The sequence below is a fragment of the Xanthobacter sp. DMC47 genome (assembly GCF_056313845.1).
On record NZ_JBQUZM010000001.1, the window covers coordinates 1,388,643 to 1,412,635 of the forward strand.

Annotated in this window: 17 protein-coding genes; 10 read left to right on the forward strand and 7 right to left on the reverse strand. The window is 68.3% G+C overall.

What is annotated here, in order from left to right; genetic code table 11:
• Positions 1–23 precede the first annotated feature (23 nt).
• The 6 genes from ACT54R_RS06445 to rsmA all read left to right on the forward strand — a co-directional run bounded on the left by ACT54R_RS06445 (position 24) and on the right by rsmA (position 8,051).
• A complete protein-coding gene (locus tag ACT54R_RS06445; protein ID WP_476324673.1) occupies positions 24–1,364 on the forward strand; it encodes an LptF/LptG family permease in 1,341 nt (446 codons plus the stop codon).
• Between the two features lie 2 nt (positions 1,365–1,366).
• A complete protein-coding gene (gene lptG, locus ACT54R_RS06450; RefSeq protein WP_476324675.1) occupies positions 1,367–2,464 on the forward strand; it encodes an LPS export ABC transporter permease LptG in 1,098 nt (365 codons plus the stop codon).
• A 110-nt stretch (positions 2,465–2,574) separates the two neighbouring features.
• A complete protein-coding gene (locus ACT54R_RS06455; protein ID WP_476324677.1) occupies positions 2,575–5,013 on the forward strand; it encodes an LPS-assembly protein LptD in 2,439 nt (812 codons plus the stop codon).
• A 97-nt stretch (positions 5,014–5,110) separates the two neighbouring features.
• The gene (locus ACT54R_RS06460; RefSeq protein ID WP_168459343.1) at positions 5,111–6,019 is read left to right on the forward strand and encodes a SurA N-terminal domain-containing protein; all 909 of its coding nucleotides are present in this window, start codon (positions 5,111–5,113) and stop codon (positions 6,017–6,019) included.
• Between the two features lie 92 nt (positions 6,020–6,111).
• Positions 6,112–7,176 carry a 4-hydroxythreonine-4-phosphate dehydrogenase PdxA gene (pdxA, locus tag ACT54R_RS06465; protein WP_476324680.1) on the forward strand — a complete coding sequence of 355 codons (1,065 nt, stop codon included), beginning with the start codon at positions 6,112–6,114 and terminating at the stop codon, positions 7,174–7,176.
• Positions 7,173–8,051 carry a 16S rRNA (adenine(1518)-N(6)/adenine(1519)-N(6))-dimethyltransferase RsmA gene (gene rsmA, locus ACT54R_RS06470; RefSeq protein ID WP_476324682.1) on the forward strand — a complete coding sequence of 293 codons (879 nt, stop codon included), beginning with the start codon at positions 7,173–7,175 and terminating at the stop codon, positions 8,049–8,051. The genes pdxA and rsmA overlap by 4 nt, the downstream gene beginning before the upstream one ends.
• Positions 8,052–8,057: 6 nt before the next feature.
• On the opposite strand, the gene metH is transcribed toward rsmA, so the two are convergent.
• The 3 genes from metH to ACT54R_RS06485 all read right to left on the reverse strand — a co-directional run bounded on the left by metH (position 8,058) and on the right by ACT54R_RS06485 (position 13,847).
• Positions 8,058–11,798 carry a methionine synthase gene (gene metH, locus ACT54R_RS06475; protein WP_476324684.1) on the reverse strand — a complete coding sequence of 1,247 codons (3,741 nt, stop codon included), beginning with the start codon at positions 11,796–11,798 and terminating at the stop codon, positions 8,058–8,060.
• A gap of 88 nt (positions 11,799–11,886) precedes the next feature.
• Positions 11,887–12,828 carry a methylenetetrahydrofolate reductase [NAD(P)H] gene (gene metF, locus ACT54R_RS06480; RefSeq protein WP_476324686.1) on the reverse strand — a complete coding sequence of 314 codons (942 nt, stop codon included), beginning with the start codon at positions 12,826–12,828 and terminating at the stop codon, positions 11,887–11,889.
• Complete coding sequence (locus ACT54R_RS06485) at positions 12,828–13,847, reverse strand: ArsR/SmtB family transcription factor (RefSeq protein WP_476324688.1); 1,020 nt, start codon at positions 13,845–13,847, stop codon at positions 12,828–12,830. Before ACT54R_RS06485 ends, metF begins: the two co-directional genes overlap by 1 nt.
• 237 nt (positions 13,848–14,084) lie before the next feature.
• On the opposite strand from ACT54R_RS06485, the gene ACT54R_RS06490 reads away from it, so the two are divergent.
• Positions 14,085–15,314 (forward strand): L,D-transpeptidase, encoded by a 1,230-nt coding sequence (locus ACT54R_RS06490; RefSeq protein ID WP_476324690.1) that lies wholly within the window; start codon positions 14,085–14,087, stop codon positions 15,312–15,314.
• 183 nt (positions 15,315–15,497) lie between these two features.
• Positions 15,498–16,079, forward strand: coding sequence for an HdeD family acid-resistance protein (locus ACT54R_RS06495; RefSeq protein WP_476324692.1), 582 nt, complete (start codon positions 15,498–15,500; stop codon positions 16,077–16,079).
• Positions 16,080–16,203: 124 nt separating this feature from the next.
• Here ACT54R_RS06495 and ACT54R_RS06500 read toward each other — a convergent pair whose 3' ends face one another.
• The 3 genes from ACT54R_RS06500 to ACT54R_RS06510 form a co-directional block, all read right to left on the reverse strand.
• Positions 16,204–19,323 carry an efflux RND transporter permease subunit gene (locus tag ACT54R_RS06500; protein WP_476324694.1) on the reverse strand — a complete coding sequence of 1,040 codons (3,120 nt, stop codon included), beginning with the start codon at positions 19,321–19,323 and terminating at the stop codon, positions 16,204–16,206.
• On the reverse strand, positions 19,320–20,558 hold the full coding sequence (locus ACT54R_RS06505; protein WP_476324696.1) for an efflux RND transporter periplasmic adaptor subunit: 1,239 nt from the start codon (positions 20,556–20,558) through the stop codon (positions 19,320–19,322). The genes ACT54R_RS06500 and ACT54R_RS06505 overlap by 4 nt, the downstream gene beginning before the upstream one ends.
• Positions 20,559–20,660: 102 nt before the next feature.
• Complete coding sequence (locus tag ACT54R_RS06510; protein WP_476324698.1) at positions 20,661–21,278, reverse strand: TetR/AcrR family transcriptional regulator; 618 nt, start codon at positions 21,276–21,278, stop codon at positions 20,661–20,663.
• Positions 21,279–21,440: 162 nt separating this feature from the next.
• Here ACT54R_RS06510 and ACT54R_RS06515 point away from each other — a divergent pair, with 162 nt between their 5' ends.
• Positions 21,441–22,526 carry a WD40/YVTN/BNR-like repeat-containing protein gene (locus tag ACT54R_RS06515; protein WP_476324700.1) on the forward strand — a complete coding sequence of 362 codons (1,086 nt, stop codon included), beginning with the start codon at positions 21,441–21,443 and terminating at the stop codon, positions 22,524–22,526.
• Complete coding sequence (locus tag ACT54R_RS06520; RefSeq protein ID WP_168459333.1) at positions 22,526–22,810, forward strand: MoaD/ThiS family protein; 285 nt, start codon at positions 22,526–22,528, stop codon at positions 22,808–22,810. Before ACT54R_RS06515 ends, ACT54R_RS06520 begins: the two co-directional genes overlap by 1 nt.
• A 14-nt stretch (positions 22,811–22,824) precedes the next feature.
• Here the strand turns inward: ACT54R_RS06520 and ACT54R_RS06525 are convergent, their stop codons facing one another.
• Positions 22,825–23,811 (reverse strand): phosphoglycerate dehydrogenase, encoded by a 987-nt coding sequence (locus ACT54R_RS06525; protein WP_476324702.1) that lies wholly within the window; start codon positions 23,809–23,811, stop codon positions 22,825–22,827.
• Positions 23,812–23,993 lie beyond the last annotated feature (182 nt).

A 23,993-nucleotide genomic window follows, 5' to 3' on the forward strand; every position in this document is an offset into this window, starting at 1 on the left:
CGCGCATTTAAAGGCATGCTGTGATGGGCCGTCTGGATCGCTACATCTTCTCCACGGCGGCTGTCGCCTTCCTGGGGGTCGTGGTCGTGCTCGCCGGGATGATCTGGGCGACGCAGGCCCTGCGCCAGCTCGACCTGGTAACAAGCCAGGGGCAGACCATCCTGGCCTTCATCGCCATCACCAGCCTCACCATGCCGACCCTGGTGCTGGTGATTGCGCCAGCAGCGCTCTTCATCGCCACCGCTTACACGCTGCTGAAGCTCAACGGCGACAGCGAGATCGTGGTGATGGCGGCTGCCGGAATGGGGCCGTGGCGCCTGCTGCGCCCGCTTATCCTGCTGGCGATTCTGGTCTCCCTGTTCTGCTCCTCGCTCGCGGTCCATGTGGTGCCGGCCAGCCTCACCAGCTTCCGCGAGCAAGTGACGAAGGTGCGCGCGGACGTGGTGTCGTTCGTCGCCCAGCCCGGTCGCTTCGTGAACCTGACGCAGGGCCTCGTCTTCCACGTGCGCGAGCGCTCCGCCAATGGCGTGATGCGCGGCATCTTCATCAACGACGCCCGCGAGAAGGAGGTTTCTACCTACCTCGCGGATCGCGGCCAGATCGTCGAGAGCAAGGCCGGCATCTTCCTGGTGCTGGAGAACGGCTCCATCCACCGGCGCGGCGGCGACCTCTGGAAGACTGAGGCGACGCCCCAGCCGACTCCCGAAGAGGCCCGCGCCGCCGCCCGCGCCAAGCTCGCGGCGCAGAATGGCGGCAAGCCGGCCGCCAAGGGCGCCGATTCGACCACGCCCTCCGCAGCGGCGGTCGCTCCGGCCGCCGCCGGGGACCAGAAGCAGGGACGCTCCGACAGCCAGGCCGCCAATTCCTCGGTGGTGGAATTCCAGCGCTACGCCTTCGACCTGTCCTCGCTGGCGCCCGACACCAAGGGCGTGGACATCAAGCCCATGGAGCGCCCGTTGCTCTATGTGATGAACCCGCCGGCCGAGGACATGTACGTGCGGTTCTTCCCCGGGCGCTACCGGGAGGAACTCCACAAGCGCCTGTCGGCCGGGCTTTATCCCATGGCCTTCTTCGCCATCGCCGCCGCCGCGCTCGCCCAGCCGCGCACGACCCGCCAGAGCCGGGGCGCGGCGCTCACGGCCATCATCCCGGCCATGGGGCTGGTACAGATCGGCAATTTCGCCATCGCCGGCCAGTTGAAGGCCAATGCGGCTGCGGTGCCGCTGATCTATGCGCTGCCCATCGTCACCGTCATCATCTGCGCCATGGTGCTGCAAGGCTGGATCCGCCTCTCCCCGCCGGCAGCGCTGACCGCGCTCGGCGAGGCGATCCGGGCGCGGTTCTCGCGGCGGGCGGCCGCCTGACGATGATCGGACGCATCCTCGGCTTCTATTTCGCGCGCCGCTTCGGCCATGCCGTGGCGGTCATCTTCCTGTCCTGCGTCACGCTGATCGTGCTCGTGGACTTCCTGGAGATGGCGCGGCGCACTGCCGACCGCGACCAGGTGACAGTGAGCCTCCTGGCCCTGCTCACCCTCTACCGCGCCCCCGCCTTCACGGAGCAACTGCTGCCGTTTGCGGTCCTGTTCGGCGGCATGGTGACCTTCGTCATCCTGTCCCGCCGGCTGGAACTGGTGGTGGCGCGGGCGGTGGGGCTCTCGGTCTGGCAGTTCATCACCCCGCCGGTGCTGGTGGCCTTTCTGGTGGGCATCTTCGCCACCTGCGTGTTCAACCCGATCTCCGCCGACTTCAAGGAGCGGGCGAACCAGATCGAGGGCGACATCTTCGCCAGCGGCGGCGGCACCCCTGGCCTCACGCAGGGGAAGAAGGATTTCTGGATTCGCCAGCAGAGCGTGGACGGCCAGTCCATCATCCAGGCGCAGTCCTCCCGACAAGGTGGCCGGGTACTGTCCGGGGTGGTGATCTTCGAGTTCGACCCGGCCGGAAACTTCATGGAGCGTGTGGAGGCCAAATCTGCAACTTTGGGAGATGGTGCATGGATTCTTACCGGCGCCAAGGTGCTCGTTCCGGGGCTCGATCTCGCCTCCTATGATACCTACCTGATCGCCACCAAGCTGGACCCGAGGCAGATTCAGGATTCGCTGATCGCCCCGGAAACCGTGTCGTTCTGGCAACTCCCGTCGGCTATTCGCAGTGCAGAACAATCCGGCTTCGGCGCGGAAAAATACCGCCTGCAGCTCCAGAGCCTTCTGGCGAAGCCGTTTCTGCTGGTGGCAATGGTCCTCATTGCCGCGGTCGTGGGGCTGCGTGTGTTCCGCTTCGGCGGGGTGGGGCAGACGATTCTCGGTGGCGTGCTTGCGGGCTTTCTGCTTTATGTTGGGACCAAGCTCGCCGAGGATCTTGGTGAGGCTGGAATCGTTCATCCCGTTGCTGCTGCGTGGTTTCCTGCGGTGACCGGGATTTTGCTGGGGGCGCTCATTCTGTTGCACCGGGAGGACGGATGACGGTCGGGCATCCCCCCGCCGTAGGGATGACTGCCAAGGGCCTTCGCGCAGCTGCGCGGGGAATGGGCGGTCGCGCGTCTCGACGCGCCCCTTCGGCTGCCGCCTTCAGCTTGATCTTTGCCGGCCTCGTCGCCCTCCTCGCGCCGATGGGCAGCGCCCGTGCGCAGACCGCCCAGCCGGTCGCGGCGCAGGCGGGGCAGAACCAGTCGCCGGGCAGCAATCTCCTCAGCGCGCGCCAGCTCGACCCGAACCAGAAGATGCTGGTGACGGCCGACCAGCTCGAATACGACTACCAGAAGGACACGGTCGCGGCGGTCGGCAACGTCCAGATCTATTACGACGGCTCCACCCTCGAGGCGCACCGCGTGGTGCTGGACCGCAAGGCCAACACCCTGCGCGCGGAAGGCAACGCCCGCCTCAAGGACAACGACGGCAAGATCGTCACCGCCGACACCCTGCAGCTGACGCAGGACTTCAAGCAGGGCTTCATCGATTCCCTGCGCCTCGACACGCCGGACAACACCCACTTCGCCGCCATCCGGGCCGACCGGACCGACGGCAACATCACCGTGTTCCAGAACGGCATCTACACGGCCTGCGAGCCGTGCAAGGACGACCCCTCCAAGCCGCCGCTGTGGCAGATCAAAGCCAAGAAGATCATCCACAACGACGACGAGAAGATGGTCTATTACGAGGACGCCTGGGTCGAGTTCTTCGGCCTGCCGGTGGCCTATTTCCCGTACATGTCGTCGCCCGACCCGACGGTGAAGCGCAAGACCGGCTTCCTGATGCCGGAGTTCTTCTCCTCGAGCCAGATCGGCTATGGCGTCGCGGTTCCCTTCTTCTGGAACATCGCGCCCGACCGCGACCTGACCCTCACGCCCGCCTTCCTGACCCAGCAGGGCGTGCTGATGCAGGGAGAGTGGCGCCAGCGCCTCATCAACGGCAGCTACACCATTCGCGCCGCCGGCATCGTGCAGCAGAATCCGCAGGACTTCATTACCACCTCCAATGGCATCACGGAGATCCTTCCCGGATACCGTGAGGACCGCGGCGCGGTGGAAAGCTCCGGCGCCTTCGCCCTGAACAAGTTCTGGACCTTCGGCTGGGATGCCACCGTGGCGTCGGACCGCACGTTCCTGCGCGACTACAACCTGATCCCGGACACGACCACCACCAAGACGTCCACCGTCTACCTGACCGGCCAGGGCGACCGCTCCTATTTCGACCTGCGCGGCCTGTACTTCCTCGGCCTCGCCGTGACCGACGACCAGCAGCGCCAGCCCATCGTCGGCACGCTCAACTACAGCAAGGTGTTGGACAAGGCCCTGTGGGGCGGCGAGGCCGGGTTCAAGGTGAACCTCACCAGCCTGACCCGCGACCAGGCCGACTTCATCGGCACCTCCGAGCTGACGTCCGCCGTCGGCAGCGTCGGCGTGCCGACCGGTGCCTGCACCCTGTGGTCGCCGAACGCGAAGGAATGCCTGCTGCGCGGCGCGCCGGGCGACTACACGCGCCTGTCCGGCGACGTCTACTGGAAGAAGACCATCACCGATCCCCTCGGCCAGCAGTGGACGCCGTTCGTCACGGCGCGCGTGGACGTGGCCTCGGTCAACACCTCCTACCTGCCCGCGAGCTACCAGTTCGGCCCCACCTTCCCTGGCCAGAACCCGCTCCAGTCCGGCAGCGACGACCTCATCCGCGCCATGCCCGCGGTCGGCGTCGACTACAAATATCCCTTCATCTCGGCGGAGAGCTGGGGCACTCAGACCATCGAGCCCCGGGCGCAGGTCATCATCCGCCCGAACGAGAGCAACATCGGCAAGTTCCCGAACGAGGACGCCCAGAGCCTGGTGTTCGACGACACCAACCTGTTCGAGGTGAACAAGTATTCCGGCTACGACCGGGTCGAGGGCGGCAGCCGCCTGAACCTCGGCGTGACCTACACGGCCGCCATCAACGGCGCCGGCCTGTTCACTGCCGTGGTCGGCCAGTCCTACAATCTGTTCGGCAAGAACTCCTACGCCTACGGCGACATGGCCAACACCGGCCTCGAATCGGGCCTGGAGACCGCCGCGTCGGACTACATCGCCAAGTTCGGCTACTCGCCCACCAAATATCTTGAGTTCGTGACCCGCTTCCGCTTCGACGAGCAGAATTTCTCCATGCAGCGGTTCGAGTTGCAGGCGCGGGCCGAAATCGACAAGTTCAACATCGCCGTCACCTACGGCCGCTACGAGGCCCAGCCGCTGCTCGGCTATTACGATCCCCGCGAGGGCATCTACACCAACGCCTCCTACAAGCTGACCGACAACTGGGCCATCCGTGGCGCCATCCGCTACGATTTCGCCGCCGGCGAGGTGGACTACACCCTGCTCGGCCTCAGCTATATCGACGACTGCTTCACCCTCGCCCTGAACTACATCTCCGACTACACCCTCAACGGCCCCAACGCGCCGCCGGTGACCAAGGTGATGTTCCGCATCGGCCTGCGGACCCTCGGCGAAGGCGGCTTCTCCACCAGCTTCGGCTCCGAATCCTCGAATTGATGCCGGCTGCGGCGGCAGGCGTCATGGCCACGCTCGCGAAGCCGCATTGCCGCCACAGGATGAAGACACAAGTCGCAGGCAGCCCCCGGACAGGACCATGCCGCTCGTACGCCTTCTTCTCCTCGCCGTCGCCCTCCTCCTTCCCGTGCTCGCCGCGGGCACGCCGGCCCGTGCGCAGCAGGTCGTGGTCGTCGTCAACGGCGATCCGATCACCAGCTACGACGTCTCCCAGCGCCAGCTCCTGCACAGCCTCATCGAGCGCAAGCCCATCGGCGCCAAGGAGGCGCTGGAGGAGTTGATCGACGAGCGCCTCAAGATCCAGCAGGCCTTCCGCCTCAAGCTCGACGTGGACCAGAAGGACGTCGACCGCCTGTTCGCCTCGGTGGCCGAGCGGTCCGGCCGCACACCCGAGCAGCTGTCGTCCGGTTTCAAGCAGCAGGGCATGGACGACCGCACGTTCAAGCAGAAGCTGCTCGCCGATTATGTCTGGGGCCAGTATGTGCGCGCCCGCTCCGGCACTGTGAACATCCGCGACGCCGACGTGATCGCCGCCTTGCAGAAGCGCGGGGAAACACAGCTGGTCGCCACCGAATACACCCTTATGCCCATCGTCTTCGTGGTGCCGCGCAACGCCAGCACCCACAGCGCCCGCCTTGCGGAGGCCAACGCCCTTCGCGCCCGCTTCACCGATTGCGACAGCGGCGCCCAGATGGTGAAGTCCATGAAGGAGGTCGTGGTCCGCCCCAAGGTGACGCGCCTGTCCTCCGAAGTGCCCGCCCAGCTCAAGCAGATTCTCGACAAGACCGAAGTGGGCCGGCTCACCCCGCCCGAGGTTGCGCAGGCCGGGGTCGAGACCTTCGCCATGTGCGGCAAGCGCGAGGTGCGCGGCGAGAGTTCCCAGAAGCGCGAGATCAAGGACGAGCTGACCAGCAGCCAGTTCACGGCGGAATCCAAGAAGTTCCTCGCCGAGCTGCGCAAGCAGGCCCTGATCGAATACCGCCGCTGACCCGCGCCGGCGGCACGTGCCGTCTGCCGGCGACGTGCTATGGTCGGCCCGCGCCCGCACCGGGCGCTGCTCCCTGAGCTGTTGACGAACATTTGATGGCCGCCCTGTCTCCCCTCGTTCTCGCTCTTGGCGATCCCGCCGGCATTGGCCCCGATATCGCGCTCGCCGCCTTTCTGCGCCGCCGCGCTTCAGGCGGCGCTGCGGCTGTCCCGCCCTTCATCGTCGCGGGCGATCCCGCCGCGCTCTCCGCCCGCGCCCGCCTGCTCGGCCTCGATGTCCCGCTCGTGGAGACGACCCCCGAAGGTGTGGCCGCGCACTATGCCAATGCCCTGCCGGTTCTGCCCGCCGGCCCGGCCTTCACCGGCCGCGCCGGCCGCCCGGACGCCTCGTCGGCCGCCAGTGTGGAAGCGAGCCTTGAGGCCGCCCTTGGTCTGGTGAAGGATGGGCGTGCGTCGGCCCTTGTTACCAATCCGCTGGCGAAGTCGGTCATGTACGAGGCCGGTTTTCCCTTCCCCGGCCATACCGAATGGCTCGCCGACCGCGCCGCCGCTCCGGGTCGTCCAGCCCCCCATCCGGTGATGATGATCTGGTCGGAGCAACTGGCCGTGGTGCCGGCCACCATCCATGTGCCCTATGCGGATGTGCCGGCCCTGCTCTCCATCGACCTGTTGGTGGAGACCGGCCGCATCGTCGCCCGCGACATGGCGCGGCGCTTCGGCATCGCCCGCCCCCGCCTCGCCTTCTGCGGCCTCAATCCCCACGCGGGCGAGGAAGGCACGCTGGGCGGCGAGGACGAGGCCATCGTACGGCCCGCCGTAGAGGCGCTGAAGCGCGACGGCATCCTCGCCACCGGCCCCCTGCCCGCCGACACCATGTTCCACCCCGAGGCGCGGGCGCGCTACGACGTGGCGGTGGGCATGTATCACGATCAGGTGCTGATCCCGGCCAAGACCCTCGCCTTCCACGACGGGGTGAACGTGACCCTCGGCCTGCCCTTCATCCGCACCTCGCCGGACCACGGCACGGCATTCGACATCGCCGGCACGGGCCGCGCCGATCCCTCCAGCCTGATCGCCGCACTCAGACTCGCCCGCCGCCTCGCCGACGCCGAGGTGGCGGCATCCCAGGCCCCCGCACCCGCGCTGGCCCGCGCATGAGCGCGCTCGACGACCTGCCGCCGCTGCGCGACGTCATCCGCAAGCATGGTCTCTCGGCGCAGAAGTCGCTGGGGCAGAACTTTCTTCTGGACCTGAACCTCACCGGCCGCATCGCCCGCGCCTCCGGGCCGCTGGAAGATGTGACGATCGTGGAGGTGGGCCCGGGCCCCGGTGGGCTCACCCGTGCGCTGCTGGCGCTCGGGGCGAAGCGCGTCATCGCCATCGAGCGCGACCGGCGGTGCATGGATGCACTGGCGGAAGTCGCCGCGCACTATCCCGGCCGGCTGGAGGTGATCGAGGGCGACGCGCTGAAGGTGGACGTGCGCCCCCTCATCGGCGATGGAGAGGCGCGGGTGGTGGCGAACCTGCCCTACAACATCGCCACCGTGCTGCTGGTGGGCTGGCTCTCCACGGACCCGTGGCCGCCGTGGTTCTCCTCCCTCACCCTCATGTTCCAGAAGGAAGTGGCGGAGCGCATCGTCGCCGAGCCGGGCTCGAAGGCCTATGGGCGTCTCGCGGTGCTCGCGGGCTGGCGGACGAAGGGGAAGATCGCCTTCGATGTCGCCCCTTCCGCCTTCGTGCCGCCGCCCAAGGTCACCTCCTCGGTGATCCACCTCGTGCCGCGGCCGGAGCCCCTGCCCTGCGCGCTGTCCGCTCTGGAGAAGGTGACGGAAGCCGCCTTCGGCCAGCGCCGCAAGATGCTGCGGCAGAGCCTGAAGACCCTCGGCGTCGATGCGATGGCCCTGCTCGCCGCCGCCGGCGTGGAGGAGACCGCCCGCGCCGAGGAGATCGACGTGGCCGGCTTCGTCCGGCTGGCCAACGCCTTCTCCGAGGGTGTCGGCCGCCAGTTCGGCGCGCTGTCCGCGCTCAAATAGGCGGCTTCACTCCGCCGCCTCCACCCGCGCCGGATCGTAGTTGAGGATGGGGGCGAGCCAGCGCTCGGCCTCTGCCAGGGTCCAGCCCTTGCGGCGGGCGTAATCCTCCACCTGATCGCGCTCGATGCGGCCGACGCCGAAATAGGCGCTCTCGGGGTGGGCGAAATAGAGGCCGGAGACGGCCGCCCCGGGCCACATGGCGAAGCTCTCGGTGAGGTGGATGCCGGCCTTGTGGGTGGCGTCCAGCAGCTCGAAGAGCGTCGCCTTTTCCGTGTGGTCGGGCTGGGCCGGATAGCCCGGCGCCGGACGGATGCCGCGATAGCGCTCGGCGATGAGGTCATCGTTGGGGAGGGCCTCGTCGGCCGCATAGCCCCAGAGTTTCGTGCGCACCAGATGGTGCATGCGCTCCGCGAAGGCCTCCGCGAGGCGATCGCACAGGGCTTTGAGAAGGATGGCGGAATAATCGTCGTTGGCCGCCTTGAAGGCCGCCACGCGGTCCTCCTCGCCGATGCCGGCCGTGACCGCGAAGCCGCCTACATAGTCGGCGACGCCGCTCTCCAGCGGGGCGATGAAATCCGCCAGCGCCAGATTATGCCGCCCTTCCCGCCGTGAAAGCTGCTGGCGCAGGGTGTGAAGCGTGGCAAGCGGGGTCTTCCGCGTGTCGTCACGGAACAAGAGGATGTCGTCGCCCACCGCGTTCGCGGGCCAGAAGCCCACCACGGCACGGGCCGTCACCCACTTCTCGGCGACGATCTTCGCGAGCATCTCCTGCGCATCGGCGAACAGGGCGCGCGCCGGCTCACCCACCACCGCGTCCTCGAGGATGGCGGGATAGCGCCCGGTCAGTTCCCAGGACTGGAAGAAGGGCGTCCAGTCGATAAAGGGCACGAGGTCGGCGAGGTCGTGGTCCTCGAACACGTGGGTGCCGAGGAAGGAGGGCTTTTCCGGCGTGTGGGCTGAGAAATCCAGCTTCAGCGCATTTTCGCGCGCCTTGGCCAGCGTGAGCCGCTGCTTGTTGGCGTCGGCGCGGGCATGGGCCTCGGCGAGCTTGGCATATTCGGCGCGCACGTCGGCCACATAGGTGCCCCGCGTCTCCGCATTGAGCAGGTTGGAGACCACGCCCACCGCCCGACTCGCGTCGGTGACATAGACCGCCTGCCCGCGGTCATAGCGGGGCGCGATCTTCACCGCCGTGTGGACGCGCGAGGTGGTGGCGCCGCCGATGAGGAGAGGCACCGAGAAGCCCTCGCGCTCCATCTCGGCGGCGACGTTCACCATCTCGTCGAGGGACGGGGTGATGAGGCCGGAGAGGCCGATCACGTCCACCTTCTCGTCCTTGGCCACCTGCAGGATCTTCTGCGTGGGCACCATCACGCCGAGGTCGATGACCTCGTAATTGTTGCACTGGAGCACGACGCCCACGATGTTCTTGCCGATGTCATGGACATCGCCCTTCACGGTGGCCATCAGCACCTTGCCCGCAGCCGAGGCGGAGGTGATGCCCTGCTCCTCCTTTTCCTTCTCCATGAAGGGCATGAGGTAGGCCACCGCCTGCTTCATCACGCGGGCGGACTTCACCACCTGGGGCAGGAACATCTTGCCGGCGCCGAACAGGTCGCCCACCACGTTCATGCCGGCCATCAGCGGGCCCTCGATGACGTGGAGCGGGCGCGCCACGTTCTGGCGGGCCTCCTCGGTGTCGGCCTCCACGAAGTCGGTGATGCCGTTGACGAGGGCGTGCTCCAGCCGCTTCTCCACCGGCCAGGTGCGCCAGGCGAGATCAGCCTCCTTCTTCTCCTTGCCGGCCGCGCCCTTGAAGCCCTCGGCGATCTCCAGCAGGCGCTCGGTGGCGTCGGGACGGCGGTTCAGCACCACGTCCTCGCAAGCCTCGCGCAGCTTAGGCTCGATCTCGTCATAGACGGCGAGCTGGCCGGCGTTGACGATGCCCATGTCCATGCCCGCCTTGATGGCGTGATAGAGGAACACGGCGTGCATCGCCTCGCGCACCGGCTCGTTACCGCGGAACGAGAAGGAGAGGTTGGAGACGCCGCCCGACACATGGGCGTAAGGCAGGCTCTGGCGGATGAAGCGGGTGGCGTCGATAAAGGCGACGCCGTAGCCTGAATGCTCCTCGATGCCGGTCGCCACCGCGAAGATGTTGGGATCGAAGATGATGTCTTCCGGCGGGAAGCCGACCTGTTCGGTCAGGATGCGGTAGGCGCGCTCGCAGATGGAGGTCTTGCGGGCGTAGCTGTCGGCCTGCCCCTCCTCGTCGAAGGCCATCACCACCACCGCGGCGCCATAGGCGCGCACCAGCCGGGCCTTCTCGATGAAGGCCTCCTCGCCCTCCTTGAGCGAGATGGAATTGACGATGCCCTTGCCCTGAAGCCGCTTCAGGCCCTGCTCGATGATCTCCCACTTGGAACTGTCGACCATCACCGGCACCTTGGCGATGTCCGGCTCGGCGGCGACGAGGTTCAGGAAGGTGATCATGGCGGCCTCGCTGTCGAGGAGGCCTTCGTCCATGTTGATGTCGATCACCTGCGCGCCGCTCTCCACCTGGTCCCGCGCCACCGCGAGGGCGGCGGGGAAGTCGCCGGTGGTGATGAGCTTGCGGAAGCGGGCGGAGCCGGTGACGTTGGTGCGCTCGCCCACGTTCACGAACGGGATCTGCGGGGTCAGCTCGAACGGCTCGAGGCCGGAGAGGCGCAGGCGCGGCTCCAGCTCCGGCACTTCGCGCGGCGCCTTGCCCTTCACCACCTCGGCGATGGCACGGATGTGCGCCGGGGTCGTGCCGCAGCAGCCGCCCACCACGTTCACGAGGCCGGAGGCGGCGAACTCGCCCACGAGGGCTGCCATGGCCTCGGGGCTCTCGTCATACATGCCGAATTCGTTGGGCAGGCCCGCATTGGGATAGGCGCACACCAGCGTATCCGCCACCCGGCCGATCTCGGCGATGTGGGCGCGCATCTCGCGGGCACCGAGGGCGCAGTTGAGGCCGATGGAGAAGGGCTTGGCGTGGCGCAGCGAATACCAGAAGGCGCTCGGCGTCTGGCCAGAGAGGGTGCGGCCGGAAAGGTCCGTGATCGTGCCGGAGATCATCACCGGCAGGCGGAAACCCCGCTCCGCATAGAGCTTTTCGATGGCGAAGATCGCCGCCTTGGCGTTCAGCGTGTCGAAGATGGTCTCGACGAGGAGGATGTCCGCGCCGCCGTCCACGAGGCCGCGCGCCTGCTCGTAATAGGCGTCGGCCAGCTCGTCGAAGGTCACGGCGCGGAAGCCGGGATCATTCACGTCCGGCGAAATGGAGGCGGTGCGGTTCGTGGGGCCGAAGGCGCCGGCCACGAAGCGGCGACGGCCGTCCTCCTTCTGCGCAATGTCCGCCGCCTCGCGGGCGAGCTTCGCGCTCTCGAAATTCAGCTCGTAGACGATCTCCTCCATGCCGTAGTCGGCCTGGGCGATGGAGGTGCCGGAGAAGGTGTTGGTTTCCACCATGTCCGCACCGGCGCGGAAATATTCGAGGTGGATGGCCCGCACCGCATCGGGCTGGGTGAGGCTGAGAAGGTCGTTGTTGCCCTTCACATCCCTCGGCCAGTCCTTGAACCGTTCGCCGCGATAGCCCGCCTCGTCCAGCTTCAACTGCTGGATCATGGTGCCCATGGCGCCGTCCAGCACCAGGATGCGCTCGGAGGCGGCCTTGGCGAGATCGGCGAAGATGGTGTCGGCGTGGGCTGAAGAGGCGGTCATCGGGGCGGTCTCGGGCTCGGGGCGACGCGGGGGCGCGCCTCCGTGAAGGATAAGCCGGCGCATCGCGCCGGCGGGAATGGAGTCGCGCTCAGACCGCCATCGCCTGCGGCACCGGCGCGGCATCGGGGCGCAGCCCGAGCAGGTGGCAGATGGCGTAGACGAGGTCGGCGCGGTTCAGCGTATAGAAATGGATATCGGTGACGCCACGATCAACGAGGTCCGTCACCTGCTCGGCCGCCACGGCCGCGGCGATGAGCTTGCGGGTCTCCGCATCGTCGTCCAGCCCCTCGAACCGCTTCAGCAGCCACGCGGGAACCGATGCCCCGGTACGGGTGGCGAAGTTGGACGCCTGCTTGAAGTTGGTCACCGGCAGCAGACCGGGCAGGATGGGGATGTCGATGCCCCGGGCGCGCACCTTGTCGAGGTAGCGGAAATAGACGTCGTTCTCGAAGAAGAACTGGGTGATGGCGCGGGTGGCGCCGGCATCCACCTTGGCCTTCAGATAGTCGATGTCGGCATCAAGGCTGGCGCTCTCCGGGTGCTTCTCGGGATAGGCCGAGACCGACACCTCGAAATCGCCGATGCGGCGGATGCCCTCCACGAGGTCGCAGGCATAAGGATAGCCGTCCGGATGCGGCTCGTACTGCGTGCCGACGCCGGTCGCCGGATCCCCGCGCAAGGCGACGATGTGCTTCACGCCAGCGTCCTTGTAGGCGCGCACCACATCGTCGATCTCGGCGCGGCTGGCGCCCACGCAGGTGAGGTGCGCGGCCGGATGGAGCGCCGTCTCTTTCACGATGCGCGCCACCGTCGCATGGGTCCGCTCGCGGGTGGAGCCGCCCGCGCCGTAGGTCACGGAGACGAAGCTCGGGGAGAGCGGCGCCAGCCGGTGGATGGAGGACCACAGGGTCTTTTCCATCTCCTCGGTCTTGGGCGGGAAGAACTCGAAGGAGACGTTGACCGGCGGCCGGTCCATCTCCCGGCTGGCCCGCACGGGCGCGGCGGCGGGAATGGAAGCGGGGGTGGTCATCAGGCAATCTCCCTGTGGGCGAGGTCGGCATCGGCCACCACGTAACGCGGATCGCGGGCGAGCCAGAGCGAGACGGTCAGGCCGTCGCCGGCGCCGCCATCGGGGGTGAGGGTGTCGAAGGAGACGAGATCGAGGCCCGCGGCGGCGAGCCAGCCCTCCACCGTCGCGCGGTCGAAACCGAGGTGACGGTGGGCGTGGGCGTCGCGCAGGAACTCGAGGCCATGGGGCGCAAAGTCCACCACCAGAAGCCGTCCGCCGGGCGCCAGCACCCGCGCCGCTTCCTTCAGCGCGCGGCTGCCGTCGTCGAGGTAATGCAGCACCTGATGGACGATCACCGCGTCGAAAGCGTCGCGCGGGACCGGGACGGCATAGATGTCGCTCTGCCGCAGCAGGCAGTTGCGCACGCCCGCGCGCTCCAGATTTGCGCGAGCGACGCCCAGCATGTCGGGAGAGAGATCGACGCCCATGCCGCGCTCGATGTCCGGCGCGAACAGTTCCAGCATCCGCCCCGTGCCGGTACCGAGGTCCAGCAGCGCGCGAATGGGCTTGCCGGCGAACGCACGGCGCACCGCCGCCTCAACCGCCGCCTCGGGCACATGGAGCCGGCGAATCTCGTCCCACTGGCGGGCATGGGCGGCAAAATAGCCCTGTGCCGCCGCAGCGCGCGAGGCTCGCACGGCCTCCAGCCGCGCGCGGTCGCCGGCGAGCACCGGATCGTCGCGGTCGAGCAGGTCGAGGAGACTCTTGGCGATTCGCCCGCCAGCGCCCTCGGCCGCGCGGCGATAGAAGACCCAGCTCGCCTCGCGGTGGCGATCCACCAGCCCGGCATCGGCGAGGAGCTTGAGATGCCGCGAGATGCGCGGCTGCGACTGGCCGAGGATTTCGGTGAGATCGGAGACGGTCAGTTCCGCCTCGCCCAGGACGGCGACAAGACGCAGGCGCGTATCCTCCCCGGCGGCCTTGAGGCCTTCGAGGACGGCGGCGAAAGAAGAGACTACGGGCACGGGCCGATCTGACATAAAGATATCTTTATATCCTTACCGAGCCGCATTCAAGTGCGGGCTGCGATGCACGCGCGCCACAGGCCGATCACGATCGCGCGCCTGTCGCAATCTCGCATTGCCGGGGAACAGGAGCGCGCCTAAAGCCGTTGCAAGACACCAGCTGCAGAGCCGGAACAAGCTACCGCCAGACGGGCCAAATTTTTCCGCGACCCGTTTCCAATTTCGTCACGTTTCACGGTTAACACCTCAAGCATGACCCTTCGCAATACCCTTCTCCTCGCCGCCTTCGGGGCGTCCGTTCTTGCCGCTCCGGCCTCTGCACAGGGGCCTTACGGCGGACCGAACTACAGCCTGCCCGGCGGCCAGCAGGACGATGCCACCGGCACGCTCCCGCCCGCGCCTGTCGGCGGTTATGGCGAGGCGCCTCCCGGCTATTCGGACCCGTATGCGCGTCAGCAGGCGCCGGTGCGCCGCGACCAGGTGGAGCGGACGGATCTCCCGGCGCCGGGTCAGGCCTATCCTCAGCAGCAGCAGGGCTATCCCCAGCAGGCGTATCCCCAGCCGGCGCAGCAGGGCTATCCGCAGCCCGCGCCCGGTGGCTACGCCAGCCGTCCGATGCCCGTGGCGCCCGATTCCGGTCCCTACCCGGCCGCGGTGCCGGCGCAGGGTCAGCAGGCCTATGGCGGCCAGCCGGTCTACAATGCGGCGCCCGATCTCTACGGACGCCAGGCGACCCCGACCGCCTATGAGCCCCAGCAGCAGGCCTATGGCCAGCAGCAGCCCGGCTATGGCGGCTCCGGCCGCGGCGCGGTGGATCAGGATGCGCTTTATGCCAGCCTGAACAACGCTCCCGCTCCCGCCGGCTCCTATGGTCCCAACTCCGCCGTGGTGCCCGGTACCACCGAGGCGCCGTCCGGTCCGCGCATCGAGAACATCGATCCCACCGAGCCGGTGCCGGAGCGCTTCCGCCGCCAGACGGTGGATTACGTGACCACCCAGCCGGCCGGCACCATCGTCATCGATACGCCGAACACCTACCTCTATTTCGTCCTCGGCGGCGGCAAGGCCGTGCGTTACGGCATCGGCGTCGGCCGCGAAGGCTTCACCTGGGCCGGCACCGAGAAGATCACCGCGAAGAAGGAATGGGCCGACTGGCGCCCGCCGTCCGAGATGATCGAGCGCCAGCCCTACCTGCCGCGCTTCATGGCCGGCGGCCCCGGCAATCCGCTGGGCGCACGCACCATGTATCTCGGCGGCACGGTCTATCGCATCCACGGCACCAACGAGCCGCAGACCATCGGCAAGTTCGTGTCCTCCGGCTGCTTCCGCATGCTGAACGCCGATGTGGAAGATCTCTATGACCGCGCCAAGGTCGGCACCAAGGTGGTGATTCTGCCCAAGGGCAGCTCCGCCCCCCAGGCCAATGCCGCTCCGGCGCCCGTCTCGACCGCTTCGGCCGGCAAGCCCGCCGCGCAGCGCTGAGCGCATCCCGGTCCGCCGGGAAAACAGGACCCAGACGGCCCGGCCCACGCCGGGCCGTTTGCTGTTTAAGGCGCCCTTGGCCGGTCGCGGGCTCCGCAATTTGCCGGAGCGGAAGACCACTGTGCGCGGCGTTCCTGTTCGATATGATGGCCCCAGCAGCGATCAAGCTGACAGGAGAGGCCCATGTCCACGCCTGCATCTGCGCCCACCCCCGCTTCCACCATCGCCGACCAGCTGCACGCGGTACGCGCCAGCTGGGGCTGGTTCGCTGTGCTCGGCATCGCCTTCATCGTGCTCGGCTTCGTCGCCCTCGCGCACGTGCTGGCCTCCACGGTCGTCACCGCCCTCTATGTGGGCGCGCTGATTCTGGTGGGCGGTGTGGTGCAGGTTATCCATGCCTTCCGGGTGCAGGGCTGGGGACGCTTCTTCTACTGGCTGCTGGCGGGCGTGCTCTACGTCGTGGCCGGCGCCCTCATCATGTACAACCCGCTGCTCGGCGCCGGTGTGCTCACGCTGATGATCGGCGTGGCGCTCGCCGTCGAGGGCATCTTCCGGGTCTTCGCCGGCTTCGGCTCCCAGCACGGCAAGGGCTGGGGCTGGATCGTGGTCTCCGGCATCGTCACCCTGCTGCTCGGCCTCATCATCATCGCCCGCTGGCCGGTGAACTCGGTCTACATCCTCGGCCTCTTCCTCGGCGTGGACCTCATCGTCAACGGCGTCGGCACGCTGATGTTCGGCCTCGCCCTGCGCGAGAAGAAGGACTGAGTCGCTCCGTTCGCTCGACGTTGGAAAAACCGCCCCGCCCGTCCGCGGCGGGGGCGTTGCCGGGAACGGGCGGAGCGGACGGCCCCGGGGGGCGTCGGGGCGCGTCCTGTTCAGATGATGACGATCACTCCGCAGGCTGCGGCAGCGCGGCCGGCGCGGTCTCCCCCTCCGTGACCTTCACGCGGAACCAGGTCGCATAGAGCGCCGGCACCACCAGCAAAGTGAGCACGGTCGCGACCAGAAGGCCGCCCATGATGGTTACCGCCATCGGACCCCAGAACACGCTTTCCGCCAGCGGGATCATGCCGAGCACGGCGGCAAGCGCGGTGAGCACCACGGGCCGGGCCCGCCGCAGCGTCGCCTCCACGATGGCGCGGTGGGGCGTCGCCCCCTCGCGGATGTCGTGGTCGATCTGATCTACCAGGATCACGGTATTGCGCATGATCATGCCGGCGAGCGCGATGAGGCCCAGCAGCGCCACGAAGCCGAACGGCCGGTGCGCGATGAGCAGAGCCGCCGCCGCGCCGATGAGGCCGAGGGGGGCGGTCGCCAGCACCAGGGCAAGGCGCGAGAAGCTCTGCAGCTGGATCATCAGCAGCGTCAGCATCACCAGGATCATCACCGGGAACACCGCCGCCAGCGAGGCATTGGCCTTGGCGCTTTCCTCGATGGAGCCGCCGGTCTCGATGCGGTAGGCGGGCGGCAGCTCCGCCTTGAGCTGCGCCAGCTTGGGCAGGAGGCGAGTGGTCACGTCCGGCGGCTGCACGCCGTCCCGCACATCGCCGCGCACGGTCAGCACGAGGTCGCGGTCGCGCCGCCACAGGATCGGCTCCTCATGGGCATAGCCGATGCGGGCCACCTGTCCGAGCGGCACGGCGAGGCCATTGCGGGTGGTGACGGTGAGCGCGGCGAGGTGTTCGAGGTCAACCCGCTCCTCCGGCACGGCCCGCGCCATCACGTCGATGAGCAAATTGCCCTCGCGCAGCTGGGTGATGGCATAGCCCTGAAGCAGGGTCTGCAGCGTCTCGGCGATGTCGCGCGGCGAGGTGCCGAGCGCCCGGGCGCGGTCCTGATCGACGGTCAGGGTGATGGACTTGACCTGCTCGCCCCAATTGAGATGCGGGTCGATCACGTCCTTGTCGGACGCCATCACCAGCCGAACCTTCTCGGCGATGTCGCGCACCGCGATGGGGTCCGGCCCCACCACGCGGAACTGCACCGGGAAGCCCACCGGCGGGCCGAACACGAAGCGGTCCACGCGCACGCGCGCCTCGGACAGGGCGCCTTCGGCCAGCTCTGCGTCGAGCCGGGCCTTCAACCGCTCGCGGGCGGCCACATCCTTCGCCACGATCACGATCTGCGCGAAGTTGGGATTGGGCAGCACCGGATTGAGGCCGAGCCAGAAGCGCGGCGCGCCGCGGCCCACATAAGTGGTGCGGGTGGCGACATCCGGATCGTCTCCGACGAGGGCCTCCGCCTTCTTCGCCGTCGCTTCGGTGACGGTGATGGAGGTGCCTTCCGGCAGGCGGATTTCGAGGAACAGCTCGGGCCGGGTGGAGGTGGGGAAGAACTGCTGCTGCACGAAGCCGAACGCCACCACCGAGCCGGCGAACATCAGAACCGTGGTGCCGATGACCATGAAGCGGTGGCGCAGGCAAAATTCCAGCGTCCCGCGCAGCATCCGGTAGAGGCGGCCGTCGTGCATCTCGTGATGCCCGCCCGCCTTCTTCATGTCCGGCAGCAGCACCGTGCCGAGATAGGGCGTGAAGATCACCGCCACGAACCACGATGCGATGAGCGCGATGCCCACCACCCAGAAGATGCCGCCGGCATATTCGCCCGACGACGACTTGGCGAAGCCGACCGGCAGGAAGCCGGCCGCCGTCACCAGCGTACCGGTGAGCATGGGAAAAGCGGTGGAGGTCCAGGCGAAGGTGGCGGCGGACATGCGGTCCCAGCCCTCCTCCATCTTCACCACCATCATCTCGATGGCGATGATCGCATCGTCCACCAAGAGGCCGAGGGCGATGATGAGCGCGCCCAGCGTGATGCGGTGGAGGTCCATGCCCGCCGAGAACATGATGAGGAAGACAATGGCGAGCACGAGGGGCACCGACAGCGCCACCACGATGCCGGTGCGGAACCCGAGCGAGAGGAAGCTCACCACCAGCACGATGACGAGGGCTTCGAGGAAGGTCTTCAGGAACTCGCCCACCGATTCGCCGACGATGTGCGGCTGATCGGCCACCTGCGTCACGTCGATGCCGTGCGGCAGCTCGGCGGTGGCCTCGGCCATGGCGACCTTCAGGTTTTCGCCCAGGGTGAGGATGTTGGCGCCCTGCGCCATGGACACGCCAATGCCGATGGCCGGCAGCCCATGCTGGCGCATGAGGAAGGAGGGCGGGTCCTCGTAGCCGCGCCGGACCGTGGCGATGTCGCCGAGACGCAGCAGCGCGCCGTTCACCGCCACCGGCACCTCGGCAATGGCCTCGACGCCGGTGAAGGCCCCGGTGACGCGGAGGTTGATGCGGTCGGAGCGGGTATCCACCGCCCCTCCCGCCACCACGGCGTTCTGCCGGGCCACGCTGTCGAACACCTGCTGCGGCGTGATGCCGAGATTGGCGAGGCGGGCGTGAGAGAACTCGATGTAGATCTTCTCCGGCCGCTCGCCGATGAGGTCGACCTTCTCCACGTCCGGCACGCGCAGCAGACGCTGGCGGATGACCTCCGCCTGCCGCTTCAGCTCGGCCGGCGCCGCCCCCTGACCGCTCAGGATGTAGAGGGCGGAATAGACGTCGCCATATTCGTCGTCGAAGCCGGGCCCGATGACGCCGGCGGGAAGGTCGCCGCGCACGTCGGAAACCTTCTTGCGCACCTGGTACCAGAGGTCCTTCACCTCTTTCGCCGGCGTGTTGTCGCGCAGGAAGACTTGCACGAAGGACACGCCGGGGCGCGAATAGCTCTCCACCCGGTCGAGGTGCGGCAGGGATTGCAGCTTCTTCTCGATGGGATCAGCCACCTGCGCCTGCATCTCGGAGGCGGTGGCGCCCGGCCACGCGGCCTGCACCACCATGACCTTGATGGTGAAGGACGGATCCTCGGCGCGGCCGAGGTTGAAATAGGAATAGGCCCCCGCAGCGCCCAGGAGGATGATGGCGAACAGGGTCAGCGCGCGGTGGGTGATGGCCCAGCGCGAAAGATTGAAGCGCGAGGCGCCGTCCGGGGAAGGACCGGCGGCGCTCACGGCCGCTGCTCCGCGACGCTGGCGCCGGTGGCCGGCGTCTGCGCCCGGCGGGTTTCGACAGACGGGAGGCGCTCGGCCACCTCGGTCACGGATGGGGCCTGCACCGTGCGCACCTTCTGGCCTGGCAGCAGCGTCTGAACCCCGAGGATCACCACCGCATCCCCCGGTGCGACACCGCCCGAGAGCAGCACCTCGTCGCCCGTATAAGCGGCGATCTCCACCGGGCGGGCGACGATGGCATGGCTCGCGCCATCCACCACAAAGACCTGCGGGCCGTGGCCGCGATCGATGAGCGCGGAAAGCGGCAGGCGCGCCACCTGCTGCTGGTCCTTCGGGCGAAGCGTCACGGTGGCGGTCATGCCCAGCGCCACGGTCTCGTCCGCCCCTTCCAGCGTGAAGCGGGCGGGATAGGTGCGGGATGTCGCGTCGGCCTGCGGCGACAGCTCCCGCAGGCGGGCCGGAATGCGGCGGCCGGGATCGGCCCAGAGGGTCACGACGGCGTCGGCGGCGCGGGCGTCGGCCAGCGCGGTTTCGGGCAGCGAGACCAGCGCCTCCTTCTCGTCCAGCCTGGCGACGCGCACGATGGTCTGGCCGGAGGCCACCACCTGCCCCGGCTCCGCCGAGGTCGCGACGACGACTCCGGCCGCATCGGTTACGAGGTCGGCATAAGAGAGGCGGTTCTCCGCCAGCTCCAGCGAGCGCTTAGCCCGTTCGAGCCGGCCCACGGCCTCGTCCTTGGCGAGCGACTTGCGGTCGAGGTCGGCGTTGGAGGCGGCGCCCTTGGCGGTGAGCGCGCGATAGCGGGTGTCCTCGGTGGTGGTCTGGGCGAGGTTGGCGGTGGCGGCCTGCATCTCGGCCTTGGCGCTCTCCAGCTCCAGCTTCAGGTCTTCCCTGTCGAGGCGCGCAACAACGGTACTGGGCTCGATGCGATCCCCGACCTCCACCAGCCGCTGCACCACTTTGCCGCCGACCCGGAAGGCGAGATCGATCTCGCGGCGGGCGCGGACGACACCGACGAAGCTTTTCTGCGTCTCACGCGGACGGAAGCTGACCGTCATCACCTGCACCGGGCGGGCGAGCGTGGCCGGCGCCCCTCCGGCCGGCGGCGCCTCCCCCGCGTTGGCGGGGCTTTCCTGGCCGCAGCCGGCGAGCAAAAGGGCGGACCCGGCGAGAATCAGCGCGGCGACGCCCCTGAGGTGGCGGCCGGATCGGATCGGAACAGCGAGGCGGGGCATGGGACGATCCTGTAGCTCGGGCCTATCGAATATGAACTCAACACTGACGATTTTCGTCGATCATCACTTTTACGGCGCAGAACGGCGTTTCGCTCACTCCGGTCAGGGCAGTGGCGAACGCTCAACCTCGATACTTCTCAGAATGAACCGGAGGCTCTCGCGCAGCGCGCCCTCTTGATCTTCGTCGCCAATATGCTGCGCCACCAGCACGGGATGGCAGAAGCGGAGCAGCGCGCTCTGGATGTGCCGGCTGATCTTGCCCGGGTCATGGGCCACGAACACGCCTTGGGCGATGCCCTCGGCGAGAACGCGGGCTGTCAGGTCGCACAGGCGCGCCTTGTGGGCCTCGATGGCGTCCCAATTGTTCTCGATGGCCACCAGGACCATGTCGTGGACGCGCCGCTCCTCAAGGAAATTCTCCTTGTGATAGCGCATGATGGCGAGATAAGCGGCGAGGATGCGCTCCTGCGGGGAGCCCCCGTCGGCAACGGCCGCGGCCACCTCGGCCTCGCTCTCGTTGAGGCAGCGCGAGCAGATGGTGGCGACGATGGCGGTCTTGGACGGGAAGAAACGGTAGACGTTGGCCGGGGACATGCCCAGTTCGGCGGCGATGTCGGCCACCGCCGTCTTAGCGAAACCCATGCGGCGGAACAATTCCTCCGCCGTGCGCGCGATGCGCTCGCGGGTCTCGTCTGCCGTCTCCTTCACCCTGATGTTCACGTCATACTCCTACGAACTGACGATTATCATAAATCATCAGTTCTGAATTTCCAAGCCCGCGACTCGCGCGTCTCGCAAAATCTTATCCCCGCCGTGTCGGCGCGTCGCCTGCGCCCGCGTCCTCGGAGCGGCCCCCAGCTCGGGCCGAGGGAGGAACAAGAGATGACGCAGAAGGTGCTCATCCTGATCGGAACGAAAAAAGGCGCGTTCATCCTGGAGAGCGACCCCGCCCGGAAAAGCTGGGCGCTGCGCGGTCCCTTCTGCGACACCTGGCCGACCAACCACGTGATGGGCGATCGCGCCTCCGGCCGCATCTATGCCGGCGGAGGGAATGAATGGTTCGGGCCGGCGGTGTGGCAGTCGGACGATCTCGGCGCCAGCTGGACCCATTCCTCGCGCGGCCTGGCTGCAGCCGAGGGCGAGGCGCCGGTGAAATCCGTGTGGAGCCTCGCGCCCGGCGCGGACGGCGTGCTCTATGCCGGGGTCGAGCCGGCCGGCCTGTTCCGCTCCGACGATGGCGGCGAAACCTTTACGGCGCTCGACGGATTGCAGAAGCATCCCTCCCGCGCCGAATGGAACCCCGGCGGGGCGGGTCTCATCCTGCATTCCCTGGTGCTCGATCCGGATGATCCGGAGGCGCTGTGGGTCGGCATCTCCGCCGCCGGCGTCTTCCACAGCGCCGACGGCGGGCGCACCTGGAGCGCGCGCAACCGCGGCACCCGCGCCGACTACATGCCCGAGGGCCAGCGCTATCCCGAGCATGGCCAGTGCGTGCATTGCGTGGTCAAGGCGCCGGGCCTGCGCCACCGCCTCTACCAGCAGAACCATTGCGGCATGTACCGCTCCGACGACGGCGGCGTCTCGTGGCAGAGCATCGAACAGGGCCTGCCCTCCAGCTTCGGCTTTCCCGCCGCTGCCCATCCGCGCGATGCGGAGACGCTGTTCCTCGTGCCGCTCAACGGCGACACCGCCGGCCGCTTCATGCCGGAGGCGAAGGCCGCCGTCTGGCGCACCCGCGACGGCGGCACCTCATGGCAGGCGCTGCGAACGGGCCTCCCGCAGCAGGATGCCTATTTCAACGTGCTGCGTCAGGCCATGGCCACGGACACGCTGGAGCCGGCCGGCGTCTATTTCGGCACCAGCTCGGGCGAGATCTACGCCAGCGCCGACGAGGGGGAGAGCTGGACGCGGCTCGCGGAGCACCTGCCCACCATCTCCTCCGTGGAGACGCTGGTGGTTGACGCCTGATGGTGGCGGAGGCCCCCGCGCCGGTGAAGGTGCGCCTGCCGGCGCATCTCGTCCGGCTGTTCCCGGACGGGGAAACCTATGTGGAGCTGGACGCGCGCACCGTCGAGGAGCTGATGGGCCAGTTGGAGGCCCTGTGGCCGGGCATGCGCGACCGGCTGTGCGACGAACGCCCCGCCATCCGCCGGCACATCAACGTGTTCGTCGACGGCCGCCGGGCGCGGCTGGATACGCCGCTGCGGCCCGGCGCGGATGTGTTCGTGCTCACCGCCATCAGCGGCGGCTAGAGGGGGCGCGGATCTCAGCGCCCGTCGGCGATCAAGCAGCCGGGCGGGAACTCGGTCCCGTCCAGCGCCGCCACCACGCATTGCGCCGAGATGAGGTTGCCCCGGGCCAGCGCCTCGGCGCTCGAGCCGGAGGCATGGGCGGTCGCCACCACGTCGCCCCGCGCCGCCAGGGCAGCGGCAACCGGCAGCATTGCGGGGTCCGCCTCTGCCTCGAACACGTCGAGCCCAGCGCCGCCGATGCGCCCCGCCTCCAGCGCCGCCAGCAGCGCCCGATCGTCCACGAGCCCGCCGCGCGAAGTGTTGATGACCAGCGTATGGGGCTTCATGGCAGCGAGCGCGGCGGCACCGATCATGTGGTGCGTTTCGGGGGTCAGCGGAGCGTGCACGCTGATGACGTCGCTCCGGGCGATGAGATCCTCCAGCGGCACATAGTCCACGAAAGGGAAGTCTGGGTCGGGGGTGCGGGTCGCCACCAGCACCTTGGTGCCGAATCCGTGCAGGCGCCGCGCCACCGCCTTGCCGATGCGGCCGAGGCCGACGAGGCCCACCGTCTTGCCGGTGAGGTCGAAGCCGCTCAGCACCCGCCAATTGCCGGCGGCGATGGCGCGGTCGCTCTCCTTCAGCCGGCGCAGCAGGGCAAGGATCATCGCCAGGGTGTGGTCCGCCACCGCATCGTCATTGGCCCCGGCCGCGATTGTCACCACCCGGCCCAGTGCCTTGGCTGAGGGCACATCCACCCGGTCATAGCCGACGCCGCGGCGGGCGATGACCTTCAGATCGGGATGGGCGGCAAGGATCTCCCGCGTCACCGCGCGCATGCCGACGATCCAGCCCTCTGCACCTTCCAGCAGCGCGCTCAGCTCGGCATCGGGAATGTCGGCATCGAGCGCATCGCCCGGCAGGCCAGAGGGCACCGCGACGCAGCCGTGCTCCGCAAGATATTCGGCGGCGGCGGCATCGAACAGGCGGGTGGTGATGAGAACCTTGCGGGGGGCGGACACGGCAGCGACCTTTGCAGGAGAGAAGCAGAACGGTGCCCCCTCCTCTCCCGGCGGCGCGGCAAGATCAAGCCCTGCCCGCCGCAACCACGCCATGCAACCGCGCCTCGCGAACGCTTCATACGACCGCTCCACGCGAAAAAGGGCGGCGCATACGCACCGCCCTCCAGTCTGTTTCGGCGGGC